At 53.6% G+C, this 14,993-nt stretch carries 10 protein-coding genes; 4 read left to right on the top strand and 6 right to left on the bottom strand.

What is annotated here, in order from left to right; translation table 11 throughout:
* Positions 1-258 precede the first annotated feature (258 nt).
* On the top strand, positions 259-1,509 hold the full coding sequence (locus tag ATY27_RS18555; protein ID WP_208932098.1) for a DUF819 family protein: 1,251 nt from the start codon (positions 259-261) through the stop codon (positions 1,507-1,509).
* 60 nt (positions 1,510-1,569) lie between these two features.
* Here ATY27_RS18555 and ATY27_RS18550 read toward each other — a convergent pair whose 3' ends face one another.
* Positions 1,570-2,598 carry a LacI family DNA-binding transcriptional regulator gene (locus tag ATY27_RS18550; RefSeq protein WP_208932097.1) on the bottom strand — a complete coding sequence of 343 codons (1,029 nt, stop codon included), beginning with the start codon at positions 2,596-2,598 and terminating at the stop codon, positions 1,570-1,572.
* 456 nt (positions 2,599-3,054) lie between these two features.
* Here ATY27_RS18550 and ATY27_RS18545 point away from each other — a divergent pair, with 456 nt between their 5' ends.
* From ATY27_RS18545 to ATY27_RS18535, 3 genes are all read left to right on the top strand, one after another.
* Positions 3,055-6,120, top strand: a complete 3,066-nt coding sequence (locus tag ATY27_RS18545; protein ID WP_208932096.1) for a TonB-dependent receptor — start codon at positions 3,055-3,057, stop codon at positions 6,118-6,120.
* A 124-nt stretch (positions 6,121-6,244) separates the two neighbouring features.
* Entirely contained in the window at positions 6,245-7,792 is a 1,548-nt protein-coding gene (locus ATY27_RS18540; RefSeq protein ID WP_208932095.1) for a tryptophan halogenase family protein, read from the top strand.
* A 5-nt stretch (positions 7,793-7,797) separates the two neighbouring features.
* On the top strand, positions 7,798-9,309 hold the full coding sequence (locus ATY27_RS18535; protein ID WP_244151439.1) for a tryptophan halogenase family protein: 1,512 nt from the start codon (positions 7,798-7,800) through the stop codon (positions 9,307-9,309).
* A gap of 61 nt (positions 9,310-9,370) precedes the next feature.
* Here the strand turns inward: ATY27_RS18535 and ATY27_RS18530 are convergent, their stop codons facing one another.
* The 5 genes from ATY27_RS18530 to ATY27_RS18510 are packed head-to-tail and all read right to left on the bottom strand — an operon-like array spanning position 9,371 to position 14,992.
* Positions 9,371-10,879, bottom strand: a complete 1,509-nt coding sequence (locus tag ATY27_RS18530; protein ID WP_208932093.1) for a tryptophan halogenase family protein — start codon at positions 10,877-10,879, stop codon at positions 9,371-9,373.
* Between the two features lie 59 nt (positions 10,880-10,938).
* Positions 10,939-11,973, bottom strand: coding sequence for an alpha/beta hydrolase fold domain-containing protein (locus tag ATY27_RS18525; RefSeq protein WP_208932092.1), 1,035 nt, complete (start codon positions 11,971-11,973; stop codon positions 10,939-10,941).
* On the bottom strand, positions 11,970-13,565 hold the full coding sequence (locus ATY27_RS18520; protein ID WP_208932091.1) for a GMC family oxidoreductase: 1,596 nt from the start codon (positions 13,563-13,565) through the stop codon (positions 11,970-11,972). Before ATY27_RS18520 ends, ATY27_RS18525 begins: the two co-directional genes overlap by 4 nt.
* Entirely contained in the window at positions 13,565-14,014 is a 450-nt protein-coding gene (locus ATY27_RS18515) for a hypothetical protein (RefSeq protein WP_208932090.1), read from the bottom strand. Before ATY27_RS18515 ends, ATY27_RS18520 begins: the two co-directional genes overlap by 1 nt.
* A 15-nt stretch (positions 14,015-14,029) precedes the next feature.
* The gene (locus ATY27_RS18510; RefSeq protein ID WP_208932089.1) at positions 14,030-14,992 is read right to left on the bottom strand and encodes an acyltransferase; all 963 of its coding nucleotides are present in this window, start codon (positions 14,990-14,992) and stop codon (positions 14,030-14,032) included.
* Position 14,993: the final 1 nt, after the last annotated feature.

Raw genomic sequence — 14,993 nt, 5'->3', positions numbered from 1 at the left:
CGGGACTAGATTGCGAAGAACTTCACACAAGGTCATTCATAGCGCTGAGCAGTCAGAAAACCGCACAAGTCTTTGCCAGAGCCTATATCTATGCTATGTTTCGGTGCATAACAATAAAATTATCTCGTGCTTCATTCGCAGTTTAGACCGTAAAAAACAGCTGATAACAATGTGTTGTGCCGTTGTTTCGCGTTAAGTCGGAAAAAGTCCTGCTCAGTTGCACTTCATTCTGTAGACCTGTCACGTAAGGAATTCTGCATGCAGACTTCAACCGCTATGATCACCAACGACGCCGTCGTCCTCGGCTTGTTGGCGCTGATCCTCGGATTTGTATTTCATACCAGCCATAGTGCCAATCCGTTTTGGCAAAAATTTTACCGGTATGTACCTTCGGTACTGCTGTGTTATTTCATTCCGTCGTTATTTAACAGCTTTGGCATTATTGATGGCGAACATTCGCAACTGTATCAGATGGCTTCGCGTTATTTGTTGCCAGTCTGTCTGGTGTTGCTGACGCTGAGCGTCGATTTTCGCGCCATTCTGGGTTTAGGCCCTAAAGCATTAGTATTGTTCTTAACCGGTACTGTCGGCGTCGTGCTGGGTGGGCCCATTGCGCTGGCGACTGTTGGCCATTTTTTCCCGGAGCAGCTGGGTGGCGAGGGTGCAGATGCGGCCTGGCGCGGCATGTCGACTATTGCCGGCAGCTGGATCGGCGGCAGTGCCAACCAGGCTGCGATGAAAGAAGTGTTTCAGCCAAGCGGCGAGATCTTCTCGGTGATGATCACGGTCGATGTGCTGGTTGCCAATATCTGGACTGCGGTGTTGTTATGGATGGCAGCAAATGCAGCGCGCCTGGATAAAGCCAATGGTGCTGATACCCGCGCGCTGGAGCATTTAAAAGGCAAAATTGAGAAATATCAGGCAGAAAACTCCCGCAATCCGTCCACCAATGATTTGATGATGATTATTGCTGTTGGCTTTGGTGTGGCAGGTCTGTCGCACTGGCTGGCCAACATCATTGCACCATGGATTGAACAGCACGCACCAGAACTGGCGATGTATAGCCTGACCAGTACCTTCTTCTGGATTGTGGTACTGGCGACGACTTTTGGTCTGCTGTTATCCGGTACCAAGCTGCGTCACCTCGAAGCCACAGGCGCGTCTAAAGTTGGTTCGGTGATGGTGTATATCCTGGTCGCCACTATTGGTATGCATATGGATGTGACTGCCATCGTCGATTATCCGGTGATGTTCCTCGTTGGTTTAGTCTGGATCTCGATCCATGCCGCTTTGTTACTTGGCATGATGAAATTACTGAAAGCGCCGGTGTTTTACATGGCAGTTGGCAGTCAGGCCAATATCGGCGGCGCCGCTTCGGCCCCTGTGGTTGCTGCAGCTTTCCATCCGTCATTAGCGCCGGTGGGCGTGTTATTGGCCGTATTAGGTTATGCGCTGGGCACTTATGGTGGTTATCTGTCTGCACTGATGATGCAGGCTGTAGCGCCTTAACGACTAAGTCGTTGTAATAAAAAAGGAGCCGGTTGGCTCCTTTTTTGTTGTGAGTGTTTGTCAGCGCGGGCAGATGGCGGTGGATTCACGCACCAGTAATTCCGGAATAAATACCGGTTGTTGCTCAACGGCACTGCGGGTATTGCCGGGTCTGGTGTGGCGGAATAACAATTCGGCCGCTTGCGAGGCGATAGTACTATTTGGCTGGTTGGCGGTGGTCAGCGGTGGCCAGGTCTGGCGCGAGAACGGGCTGTTTTCAAAACCAACGATCGATAACTGCTCTGGAATAGCCACGTTGGCCAGCCGGGCGCTAAACAACGCACCGGCAGCGATTTCGTCGTTACAGGCAAAGATCGCCGTTGGTTTATGTGCCAGGCCTAACAAGTGCTTGGCGCCTTTGATGCCGGATTCAAACGAGTAGCTACCCGGTAAAACAAATTTCGGATTGGCCTGAATACCGCGTTTCGTCAGTGCTGCCTGAAAGCCCGCCAGACGTTCGCCACTGGAGCTGTGTTCTTCATCACCGCATAAAAACGCGATATCAGTGTGGCCCAGTTCCAGCAAATGGTTAGTGATTTTAAAGGCGGCAGTGAAGTCGTCGACTAACACACAATTAGTCAGCTTCGGCGACGGTGTAGAGCCGGAAATGATCCGGACAAAATCCACTTCAATCCGTTCCAGCGCTTCGGCTATTTCCGGCATTTCGGAAAATGGCGGCGTCAGCACCAGACCGGCCAGGCGCGCATGCTGCACCACATCAATCACTTCCTGCACAATATTGGCGGACTTGGCATTGGTTGGGTGGATCAACAGTTCATAACCATGCTTGCGGCACGCATCGAGCAAACCTTTTTGCATGTCGATGATGTAATAGGCGTTCGGGTTATCGTAGATATAACCAATGCTGTAAGAGCGGGTACTGGCCAGGTTGCGGGCGGCCGCGTTCGGCTGATAATTCAGCTCAGCAATTGCTGCGGTGACTTTATCCAGTGTGGTCTTTTTGACCGAGGGCTCATTATTCATCACCCGCGACACCGTTTTGATGGACACTCCGGCCCGTTCGGCGACGTCGTTAATCGTTACTTTCATAGCGCTTCCAGGCAAATTAAAGGCTGTCAGCCGGGTGTTTACAATAGCGGTAACAGCCCGAAAAACCGGCGCTTTACGCCAGCAATGACAGCGGTAGTCATTTTGTAAGAATTATTGAACTAAGGGATACAACGTTTTGGCCAAAACAGCAATTGTTTATTTAACAAAAAATGAGCAGCAGGCGGGAGATAAAATTTATCAATTAAAAAAGTGCAATAAATACATATTGTTATAGATGTATTTGGCGGCTAGACAAGGATGAACTCGCTGTCTTGTCCTAATATCAACCACGATCAGCCGATTGTCCTGAACGGCAAAATCAGTCTAAAAAATCAGCGAATGGGGTTTGCAAAGTAAATTTAATTTGTGTATGTTGAGATTTAATGACAGCGTTGTCATTGCAGGACAGAAAAAATTCATCGCACACGAAGAAAAAAACAGGAATGGGAGAAGCTTATGTCGCACAATAAAATGAATAAATGTGCCGTAGCAGTCAAACTGGGTCTGATGGTTGGTACTGTGGCGTTTACAGCGCCGGTATTCGCTCAGCAGGCACAGGCTGATGGCGCGCAACAAAAAGAACAACAAATCGAAGTGATCCAGGTTCGCGGTATCCGTGCCAGTACTGCCGCTTCAATTAACACCAAACGTTTTGGTACTTCACAGGTAGACGGTATCACGGCGCAAGACATCGGTAAGTTACCGGACGTCACCATCGCAGATTCACTGCAGCGGATCACCGGTGTGCAGATTGAACGTGTGGCAGGTGAAGGTGGTCCGGTGGCGATCCGTGGCTTACCACAAATTGATACCACACTAAATGGCGAAGTATTTTTAAGTGCGACGACGATTGACTCTTCGCGTGCCGACTACGGTGATCTGCCATCACAACTGTTCTCTGGTGTTGATGTATTTAAATCTGGCGAAGCCAAACAAAGCGCCAAAGGCATTTCAGGTTCGATTGATTTAAGAACCCGTCGTCCATTTGATATGGAAGAAGGTTTCACTTTTGCCGGTGGTGCTGAAGCCACCCGTGGTTCTATCAGCAAAGAAACTGATCCGTCAGTCAACGGCCTGTTTTCATTCCGTGAAGACAAATGGGGCGTGCTGGTTTCAGCCGTGACCTCAGAAGCCAATCTGGCGACCGACTACAACGGTTATTTCGATACCTCTGAAAATGGCGGTATCGGTGCAGCTAACAACAACCATACCTGGGGTGCTAACCCGCGCGGCGATAAAGTCCGCCACGTTGTACCACAAGGTTTTGCCGCTTTTAACAAGCAGGAAGAGCGTGATCGTAACGCGTTCCAGGCATCTTTCCAGGCTGAAGTGGCCAGCGGTTTTGAACTGATCGCTGATTATTTCTATACCGATCAGGAACGTTTTAACGCCCGCAGTGGTTTCTCACAAAACAACCGCTGGTACACGTTCAATGACTATGCATTCCCAACTGCCAATGGTCGTACCGGTGACAAATTCACGGACAAAGATGGCAATGCGTGGGAAGCTGTCAATGCGTTCCAGCTGCGTCCATGGCGGATGCAGTCATTCACTCAGGTGAATATCAACGAAGAAAAATCACGCAACCTGAACCTGCAACTGAAAATCGATCAGGGCGGCCCGCTGAAAGGCGACATCCGCGTGACGCGCGCTGACGCATCACACACCATGCGCCACGGTTACGGTGAAGGCGATATGCTGAGCATCGACAAAGGCACCCTGGTGACAGGCCCTGGTCAGTTCTCACAAGGCGCTAACTGTAAAAACGGTGAAGCCATTGTTGGCGTGAACGGTGGCTGTTTCGCCCGTTTCTCACCAGGTGGTATCGAAGACAACAAGTTCCTGCTGACTTATGACGCGTCAGGCAAACACCCGGTATTCGGTGGTTTTGATCAAATCGTTAATGGTGGCGCTGGCGCACGTAGTGTTGCGGCCTACATGGCAGATCTGAATTCTTACCACATCGGTGCGTTCTCTTCAGAAGGCAACACTGATACCAATGGTGAAATCAATACTATCAGCACCAAATGGAACTATGAGTTCCAGGAAGGCTTCGTGAAGAGCGTCGATTTCGGTATCCGCGCACTGGAACGTGCGGTTGACCGTGCTGACTTCACTTACACATCAGATTTCGGTAATGGCTGTGATATCGCGCAGTGGAAAGCGGTGGATCAGTACATCAACTCAGCAGGCTGTGAAGGCAATGCTGCAGCGGGTGAAAAACTGAAAGTTGATACTGTGTTTGATGGTCAGGTGATCAAAGCGGGCACCTGGATGCCATACACACTGTTAGGCCCAACTCGTCTGGATAAATACACCACAGTGTCTTATCAGACTAACTTTGGTGGTGTACAGGGTATTCCGGGTGTTTGGGTGATTGATCCAAATAACTTCCGTGACCCACGTGCATTCCACGAAAAAACCTTCGGTAATGTGAAGCGCGTTGAAAACGCTGGCGCCAGCTATGATGTTGGTCTGGATGAATTCAACTACTTCGCACAAGCCAATTTCGAACAAGGTATTGTCAGCGGTAACTTCGGTATCAAAGTGATTGAAACCGAACTGTACGTCAAACAAAACCTGACTGGTCAGAACTTACCACACAGCGGCCTGGCACCAGATGCCGGTGACGCAGTGACAACCCGCACCTACACGGACTACCTGCCATCATTGAACGTCAATGTTGAAGCGGCAGAAGATGTGATCCTGCGTGGTGCGTTCTCGAAAAACATGCAACCGCTGGACCTGATGGTCTGGGGGGGCGGTAAGTCGGTCGGTATGACCATCGACGGCAGCTGTAACTGTCTGCGCGTACGTAACGGCAACCTGACTGGTAACCCAAGCCTGAATCCATGGCGTTCAGACAACTTCTCGTTGTCAGCAGAATACTACATGGGCAGCGCGTCAATGGCTTACCTGTCGACTTACAAAATCGACATCGAAAGCTTCACGAAGAGCGGCGAAATCATGGTTGATGAGCCGGATCTGGACGGTGTGAAACGGGGTCCGTGGCCATTCACCACACAAGTTCAGGGTGACGGCGGCAACGTGACGGGTCTGGAGATCGGTGGTCGTCTGGCATTGAATGACGTGCTGGATGAAGGCAGCTTCCTGTCGCACTTCGGTTTAGATGCGAACTATACGCTGAGCAAATCGAAACAAGACAAAAAAGATGTACTGGGTAAAGAGTTACCATTCCCAGGCATGTCAGAAGATACTTACAACTTTGTGGTGTGGTATGAACAGGGTGGTTTCTCAACCCGTCTGGCATGGAACTCACGCAGCCCACGTCTGATCACTCAGGGTTCAGATGCGGTTGGCGGCCAGTCACTGTATCAGGACACGTATTCACAGTTAGATCTGAGCGTGTCATATGATTACGACGACATGACCAGCTTCTATGTGAACGGTTCGAACATCACTGAAGAATTCCAGCAAACTTATCTGGAATTCGAAAGCCAAAAAGCTTTCCAGAACGTGTATGAAGCACGCTGGACTGCCGGTGTACGTGTGAAGTTCTAAGCGCAGTTGATTGCTAAAAAATAAAACCGTCGCAGCCTCTGCGGCGGTTTTTTTTCAGCAGAAACTGCAATAAGGTAGCACTGGCAAGTGCAGCAAATTCACAGCAGACAGAGCAACAATAATCATGCAAAAAACTACAATAAGAACCATTGTGATTGTCGGTGGCGGCACAGCCGGCTGGATGTGCGCCGCGGCGCTTTGTCAGCATTTTTCTACGCCCCAATTCCGGGCTCAGCCGGTACAGATCCGGCTGATTGAATCGTCGGAACTGGGTACAGTCGGGGTGGGGGAATCGACTATTCCCAGCATCCGCCGGTTTTACGCCAGGCTTGGCCTGACCGATCCGCAAGTAATCGCGGCGACCAAAGCGACCTGTAAACTTGGCATCGAATTTCGCAACTGGCGCACTGTTGGCAGCAGTTTTATCCACCCGTTTGGTCTGTTTGGCCAGCAGGTGCAGGATGTGCCTTTTATTCATTGTTATCTCAAAGCGCAGCAGCTCGGTGACACCACGCCGCTGGCGGCTTATTCACTCGGCGTGAATCTGGCGCAGCAGAACAAATTTTGTTTACCGGCGCCACAGCCGCAATCGATGCTGAGTATTTTTGACTGGGCGCTGCATTTTGATGCCTCGCGCTTTGCGGTGTTGATGCGCGAATACAGCGAGGCCCGCGGGGTAGAGCGCACTGATGCAATGATCGACCAGGTGCTGACCAATGCCAATGGTATTGAGGCGCTGGTGTTACAAAGCGGGGAAGTGGTCAAGGGCGACTTTTTTGTCGACTGTACCGGCTTTAAAGGCATGCTGATTGAAGAAGCACTGCAAAGCGGTTACGAGAACTGGTCGCAATGGTTGTTCTGCGATCGGGCCATTGCGGTACAAAGTGAAGTCAGCGGTGCGCCGGTGGCACGCACTAAAGCAACCGCCCACAGTGCCGGCTGGCAGTGGCAAATTCCGTTACAGCACCGCCATGGCAATGGGTATGTTTATGCCAGTGCCTGCATCAGCGATGATGAAGCCACTGCAACTATGTTGTCGCATGTCAGCGGTCAGCCACTGCACAACCCACGCCAGTTCCGTTTTACGCCGGGCCGGCGCAAGCAAGCCTGGGTGAAAAACTGTGTCGCGCTTGGGCTGGCGTCCGGATTTCTCGAGCCGCTGGAATCGACCAGTATCGCCCTGATTGAAACCTCAATTGACCGGCTGCTGCAAACCTTCAGTACGCCGGCTTATGATCAGACCGATATCGATCGGTTTAATGAAGTCACCAAGCTCGAATACGAACGGATCCGTGACTTTATTATCCTGCATTACAAAGCGAATCAGCGCGATGATGCGCCGTTGTGGCGACAAAGCCGGGCCATGACATTGCCACCCGAGCTGGCGGACAAAATGCAGGCCTATCAGGATCATGCAGAGGTGCCGCGGCTGCCGTGGGAAATCTTTGGTGCGGACAGCTGGCTGGCGTTGTATGACGGCCTGGGGGTTAAACCCGGCGCCTTTAACGCCAGAGCCGACAGTTTGCCGCCACAACAGTTATTAGCGCAGTTACAGCAGATGCGTGACTACATCAGCCGGACCGTGCAGGCGGTGCCGGAACATCAGGAATTTTTACGGCGTTTCTGTGGCTATCAGAGCATGCCGCAAGCAGTAGCAGGGGCCAGCAAGTGAACACAATGACAGCACAACCGATTGAAAAATTTGTCATCGCCGGTGGTGGTACCGCCGGCTGGATCGCCGCAGCAACGCTGGCGCGGATCTTTGCTGGCAGTAATGTCCGTATTGAGCTGGTGGAATCAGCAGAGATCGGTATTATCGGTGTCGGCGAAGCGACGATTCCGCCACTACTCGCCACGTTGGAGAGCCTTGGTATTGATTTGGTTGAATTTATCAAAGCGACCCAAGCCACTTTTAAATGGGGCATTCGTTTTGAAGACTGGCACACTAAAGGACAAGGTTATTTTCACCCCTTTGGTGTATTAGGCAAACAAATCGATGGCCATGATTTTTATCAGTGCTGGTTAAAATGCCGGGCGATGGGCGATCCGTCGTCGCTGATGTCTCATTCGCCTGAAGCGGTGCTGGCCGAAGCCAATAAGTTTTTCCTGCCACATCAGGCTGTCAATACGCCGCTGGCGATGGCGCAATACGCGTTGCATCTGGATTCGGCATTGGTCGGACAATATTTACGCCGGTATGCAGAAAACCTCGGCGTGGTGCGCCACGAAGGTAAAATCGCAGCGGTGCAGCAGCATCCTTGTGGCGATATCAAGGAATTGCTGCTGGATGATGGCCGGGTATTAACTGGCGAGTTTTTTATCGACTGCACCGGCTTTCGTGGTTTGTTGATTGAACAGACATTAAAAGCCGGTTACGAAGACTGGTCCTATATGCTGCCTTGCAACAGAGCGGTGACGGTACAGACTGAAAATGTCGCAGATCCAAGGCCTTATACCATCGCCCGTGCGCAGGATGCCGGCTGGACCTGGCAAATTCCACTACAACACCGTGCTGGTAACGGGTATGTGTATTGCAGTGATTTTATCAGCGACGAACAGGCGAAACAGACGTTGTTGCAGACAGTTGAAGGGACACCGCTGATCGAGCCACGTGTGATCCCTTTTGTCACCGGCATTCGCAAACAACCGTGGCAACGCAATTGTTTGGCGCTCGGACTGGCACAGGGTTTTCTCGAACCGCTGGAATCGACGGCCATTCACTTAGTGTCAAAAACGCTGGCGCTGTTTGTGCGGATGTTCCCGGACCGGGGTGACAACAGCGCGCTGCGCAATGAATTTAACCGCCGGGTGTACAGCGATTATCAGGAGATCCGCGATTTTCTGGCACTACATTATTGCGAAACCAACCGCAGCGACACCGAGTTCTGGCGTTGGTGTCAGCAGATGCCGGTCTCCGACAGCCTGCGCTATAAACTGGATTATTTCCGCCACAGCGGCAGCATTATTCCGGGCGCCGAAGAGTTGTTCCAGCCGACCAGCTGGTATGCAGTATTCACCGGCATGGGCGTGCTCCCGACTCGGTATAACCCAACCGTTGACGCGCTAAATGCGCAGAAACTACAGCAGAGCCTGCAGGCTGGCCAACAAGGTATTTTGCGTTATGCGCAGACACAGCCGTCACACGGCGATTTCCTTCGCCAATATTGTGCGGCGCCAAAGCTGATGTGAGGGCGTACTGAGCCCCGGCGCCTGAAAACGCAAGGGGTTCAGCAATCTTGCATCTGATGGTTCAGAGCGGCGTCGCGGCGCAGTGGCGGCTGATAAAGTCCTGATGACTGACGGCCGAACCTGCGGCTTGTTGGATCGATTGCTTGAGCTGAGTTAGCCGTTGTTGCATCAGGTCTAGCGGCACCTGACCGGCTCTTGGGTCATAGCCCTGCGCCTGAAACCGATAGCCGTTGTACATCGCCAGCCAGCTGGCGCCTTTAAACGATTCCTGATCATATTGCACCAGATGACCGCGTTCGCGGTACAGGTCCATTTTATGCTGCAGAGTATCCGGTACCTGCATCGCGGCGCAGTAACGCCAGAATTCAGAATCGCGCCGGTCAGTCAGTTTGTAGTGCAGGATCAGGAAATCACGGATATTTTCCAGCTCGGCATTATGCAGCCGGTTCACTTCGGCAATCGCGGCAGGGGCAAAATCCTGATCCGGGAAAAACGCCTGCAGTTTGGCCAGCGCCGTCTGCACCAATGAGATGCTGGTGGATTCCAGAGGTTCCAGGAAACCACTGGCAAGACCGAGGGCAAAACAGTTTTTGTGCCAGATCACGTCGCGCCGGCCCGGCGTAAAACTTAGCTTGCGCGGGCTGTTCAGTACTTCACCTTCGACCGTATCCAGCAATGTCTGCCGGGCGGATTCGTCACTGCAAAAAGCGCTGGCATAGATGTGTCCATTGCCCATCCGGTGTTGCAATGGGATGCGCCACTGCCAGCCGGCATCCATCGCGATCGAACGGGTGTAGGGCAGGATCGGACCGGTACGGACCGTTTGGACCGCCTGCGCCGCATCACATAATAACCACTGTTGCCAGCTTTGATAGCCGACGCCCAGCGCTTCGCCGAGTAACAGACTGCGAAAACCGGAGCAGTCGATAAACAGTTCGGCACTGAGGGTTTCGCCATTATCCAGCACCAGCTGATCAATAAAACCTGTGGTCGGCTGCAGCACGACCTGACTGATCTCCGCATCCAGGTGTTTGACGCCGGCGGCCATCGCATGTTGTTTCAGGTAGGCCGCGTATAACGAGGCGTCAAAGTGATAGGCATAATTAAAATCGGCCAGTGGCGAGCTGGGCTGCGGGTGCGGCTGAGCAAATTTGTCGTGCCGCGCCAGCACGCTGGCAAAAGAATAGTCTTCAAAATTCACCGGATGGCCAGCCAGTGCCAGCCGGTTCAGATAATGATGAAAAGCGACCTGATCGATTGGCAGACCAAAATCAGAAAATGGATGGAAAAACCGGCTGTCCTGCTGATACCAGTTTTCGAACTGGATCCCGAGTTTAAAGCTCGCCTGTGTTGCCTTAATAAAGGCAATTTCTTCCAGGCCAACCTGATGATTAAAATGCACGATGCCAGGAATAGTCGCTTCGCCCACGCCGACGGTGCCGATCCGGCTGGATTCGATTAAGGTGATCTGTAAAGGCTCTGTTCTGGTCATCCGGGCCAGGCTGATCGCTGCCATCCAGCCGGCGGTGCCGCCGCCAACAATTACAACCGACGAGATGGGTTTAGCCATGACTGCTCTGCTTATAAAATGAAAATGACAGCTTATTTAGCATTGCACTGACAGCGTTGTCAATCGCTGTTGCGGCACTGCTGGTGCTGGCCTTGTTGTGCCGGCGGCACCGGCAGTTTTTGCGCCAGAAAAACTGCCATTTGTTTGAGCAACAGCTGTGTTTCCGGCGCCTGCGGCAACGCAGCGGCAAAGACATGCAGCATGCCATCATACAGATCCAGCTGCACCGGAGCGCCGTTGTCCGCCATGCTGCGATATAACCGGATACTGTCGCTGAGCAGCAGCTCACGACTGCCGCTTTGGATCAATGTTGGCGGAAACTGCGCTGAATATTGTGCATAGACTGGTGACACCCACGGATGTTGCCAGTCAGCCGGCGCGGCATAGGCCGCCGCCGCCCGGGCCAGGTGACGTGGATAACTGAAATAGGGATCGTCGCCACGCAGACTGTCCCGGCTGTCACCGGTATTGCCAAGTTCAGCCCAGGGCGACCATAACAGCAGCGCCTGCGGCGGCTGCTGCGTGCGCAGGGCCATTACTGTCGCGAGGTTTGCGCCGGCAGAATCGCCAAAATATACCAATCCATGCGGATACAACGTATTCAGCTCGCTGGTCAGCTGCAACAAAGAATGTTGGATCCGCTGCCATTGCTGCTGCGGGGCTTTGGCATAATCCGCTACCAGCACCTGCATACCCAGCCGCCGCGCGACCCGGGCGGCCAGTGCACTGCTGCTGTGGGCACTGCCCAGCGTAAAAGCACCCCCATGCAGGTACAGCAGCACCTGGCGGTAACACAGCTGCGGCGGGGTCAGGGTCAGCACTGTTATACCGCCGATAGTCTGCTCAGCCAACGTCACGCCACTGCGCTGTATTTGTGCAAGCGCAGCGGGCCGTGCCGCATGGTCAAGTCGCTGCCGCAGTGCCAGCCAGGCCGCATGATCACCAGGCTGGGGAAACGACGGCAAAGCGCTGAGTGCCGGCAGTTGTTGCCGGTATGCCGCTGCGGCTGCCGATTCCGCCTGAGCCGGTGCCACGCTGCTACATAGTGCCAGCAAGCCTATTCGCTGCAAGGCTGACTGCCAGCGGCGACTCATGCTGCGTTGAGCCTGTTAATCAGATGATCCGCCAGCCGCAAAGCCAGTGCGGCTATCGTCAGGGTAGGATTAACACTGGATCCACTGGCAAACACAGTGCCGCCATTAAGGTACAGATTCGGATGGTCATGTGCGCGGCACTGCGCGTCCACCACCGACTGGGTCGGATCTGTGCCCATGATGGTGGTACCGAGCGTGTGCGCATCCGAGCCCATATGCATATCAATCTGGACTTCAGCGCCTATGGCTTTAGCGATCTGCCGGTATAGTTCTGCACTGTGCTCACAACTTTTGCGGGCATAGTCGTCGACCCGCCAGTGCACCACCGGCAGCGGCAGGCCGAGCACGTCTTTTTCGGTCGGATGTAACGTGATGCGGTTGTCCGGATGTGGCAACTGTTCATGTTGTACATAAGAGCTGAACCGTCTGACCGCCTGATGCCGGATCGCCTGGTTCAGTGCTTCACCGGTCAGGCCCTGGTCAATTAGCGCTTCGCTGACTGGTTCGAGCTGGTTGCCGTTTAAGATCGAGAACTTTTTTGCGCCCATCTGCCGGCGAAAATCGCCATCCATAAACTGGGTAATGCCGGTGATACCAATAGGACCACGCCCCGCGTACACCGGAAAACTGCAGTCAAAGGTGGCGTAAATGTGCGGGTGGTCCATCAGGTTACAGCCGACCAGACCTGAACTGTTGGCAAGACCGGCCGGGCTGTGTTGGCTCACCGACATCAGCAGGATTTTGCAACTTTCGATCGCATTGGCGGCCAGTACATAACAACGCGCTTGCACCTGATGGCGCTGGCCGGCCGGATCGAGATAAAACAGGCCGTTGATCTGACCGTCGGACTGATCCTGCAGCTGATGCACGATCGCGTTATAGCGAATTTCGGCACCGGCTTGCAGCGCTTTGGTTAATGTCATATCGGCGCAGTATTGCGCACCAATGGGGCAGATCGGCACACAATTGTTATTGCCACAGCACGGCGGCCTGTTGTCATACAACTGACTGTTGCGTGCGACCGGCTCCTGAAACAGCTCCATGCCGATGGCCTTCAGCGGACCGGCCAGCACCTGATCCATCACTGAAAACTGTGGCGGTGGCATCGGGAAGGCACTGCTGCGCGGCAGGTCCAGATGCGGAATGTCGCGGCCCGATACGCCCATTTCGCGTTCTGCTTCGGCGTAATAGGTTTCCAGATCGTGATAGCTGATCGGCCAGTCGCGCCCAACACCATAATGTTGTTGTAGCCGGAAGTCTTTGGCTGGGATGCGCCACGACGCTGAGCCCCAGTGCCAGGTGGTACCACCGGCGGCGCGGATATATGTGGTGTCGTAAGACTGTGCCGTTGACGTCAGATAGGCCGGATCGCCAATCGGATCGGCCTGACGGGCATGCGGCTGGGCCGGATAGGGCGCCATCGAATCCCAGCGTGACGAAGCACGGTGGCGGCTGGCCAGCTGGTGACGTTCCAGGCGCGGACCGGCTTCGAGGATCAGCACTTTCAGGCCGCTGCGGGCGGCTTTCCAGGCGGTCATGGCGCCGGCGACACCAGAACCGACTATCACGACATCATAAGGTTGTTGCGACATCAGGACACTCCTTCCACGCTGTGCCAGAAATTCACCGGACCGTGGCAGGTCAGCCGGGCTTTATACAGTTTTGGCAGCAGCTGGCGACAATAACCACCGTCCGGGTCATACCGGCCATCCGGCCGGCCCGGCAGCTGTTTGCCGGTATATAAAGCGCGGCTGATTTGCTTCAGCAATGGCCCGGCTCCGGCGTCTTTTAACCAGTTCGCCGCCGGATCTGCCGCGACTAAAAAACCAGCCAGCGTCTGGCGTTCCGCCGCGGTCAGATCTTGCCAAATCTGCGGCAGATGCTGCTGCAGATAAGGTGTTGGTATCGCCAACAGTTGCTGCAGCCGCTGTTGTAATAACGCTGCTTCGGTCGGGGCGGCCAGAGCCCAGCCAGCCCAGGGCAGAGTGGCGGCAGCCAGTACGGCATGTAAGCCGGATTGCAAAAATATACGACGGTCCATAATCACCTTGTGTTGTTAACTGACACGGTCTGTACTCAGGGTGGCGCGTTGCCATTTACTGAGCAGTTGTTGAAACAGCAGGTATAAATAAGCAGCCGCCATCGAACCAAGCACGGAACCGGCGTATTTGCCGATCGAGCCCTGTGGCACATTCAGCAGGTGCAGCAGATAGTTAAACCAGGGGTGGATCAGATAAATAGTGGTGGCCATTTGTGAATACAGCCTGGAGCGGCCCGAACTGACGGATGGCAGTCCCAGCGCCCACAGGAACAGCACCGGCGCTGCCAGCAGGGCACTGAGTGGCAGGTCGTACCCGACCACCTGCTGATGTTGCTGATAATTCAGTGCAGCCTCGATCACCAATAAACTCAGTGCGCCCAGCAGCCACAACAGCGGAAAACGGCCGGGTAAGCGGGAGATGCCTTCGCGCCGCAGCAAAAAACCAATCAGTACAAATGGAATACCGAAAAACAACGCACTGCGAAAATACAGATAGCCATTTTCCATCGGCAGCCACTGATAATTGGTACCGTACTGCAGCAACACGCCAAACAGATACAGACTGACCGCCCAATAACTGAGCTGACGGGTACTGCCGCGCCGGATGAAATAAACGGCGATGACCGAGACCACCAGCGCGGACAGGTACCATAAATGGTTATAACCAAGCAGTAAGGTGGTTAAAAACTGATCGGTCTGCGTCAGTGCCTGGTCGGCATAAAAATACAGATAGATCAGTTGCCAGCAGGTAAACAGCATAAACAGCTGCGACACTATGGCCGTAGCCTGGCCTTTGCGGATGCTGTCATACAGGTAGTAGCCATTGATAATAAAAAACACCGGCACGGCTACCCGGAACAAGCCCTGTGCCGTCAGCACCCCCCACAACTCACTGTGGTAACCGATACTGGCGCAATGGATCCCTATCACCATCAGCGCCATACCAAACTTCAGATAATCTAAACCGCTGTTTCTCATC

Source organism: Rheinheimera sp. F8 (assembly GCF_001518915.1).
The sequence above is the reverse complement of the archived record's forward strand: the minus strand, read 5'-3'. Positions and strand labels throughout refer to the sequence as shown.

Coding starts and splice junctions, on each gene's coding strand:
- ATY27_RS18555 (WP_208932098.1), top strand. CDS start 259: ATGCAGACTTCAACCGCTATGATCACCAACGACGCCGTCGTCCTCGGC.
- ATY27_RS18550 (WP_208932097.1), bottom strand. CDS start 2,598: ATGAAAGTAACGATTAACGACGTCGCCGAACGGGCCGGAGTGTCCATC.
- ATY27_RS18545 (WP_208932096.1), top strand. CDS start 3,055: ATGTCGCACAATAAAATGAATAAATGTGCCGTAGCAGTCAAACTGGGT.
- ATY27_RS18540 (WP_208932095.1), top strand. CDS start 6,245: ATGCAAAAAACTACAATAAGAACCATTGTGATTGTCGGTGGCGGCACA.
- ATY27_RS18535 (WP_244151439.1), top strand. CDS start 7,798: ATGACAGCACAACCGATTGAAAAATTTGTCATCGCCGGTGGTGGTACC.
- ATY27_RS18530 (WP_208932093.1), bottom strand. CDS start 10,879: ATGGCTAAACCCATCTCGTCGGTTGTAATTGTTGGCGGCGGCACCGCC.
- ATY27_RS18525 (WP_208932092.1), bottom strand. CDS start 11,973: ATGAGTCGCCGCTGGCAGTCAGCCTTGCAGCGAATAGGCTTGCTGGCA.
- ATY27_RS18520 (WP_208932091.1), bottom strand. CDS start 13,565: ATGTCGCAACAACCTTATGATGTCGTGATAGTCGGTTCTGGTGTCGCC.
- ATY27_RS18515 (WP_208932090.1), bottom strand. CDS start 14,014: ATGGACCGTCGTATATTTTTGCAATCCGGCTTACATGCCGTACTGGCT.
- ATY27_RS18510 (WP_208932089.1), bottom strand. CDS start 14,992: ATGAGAAACAGCGGTTTAGATTATCTGAAGTTTGGTATGGCGCTGATG.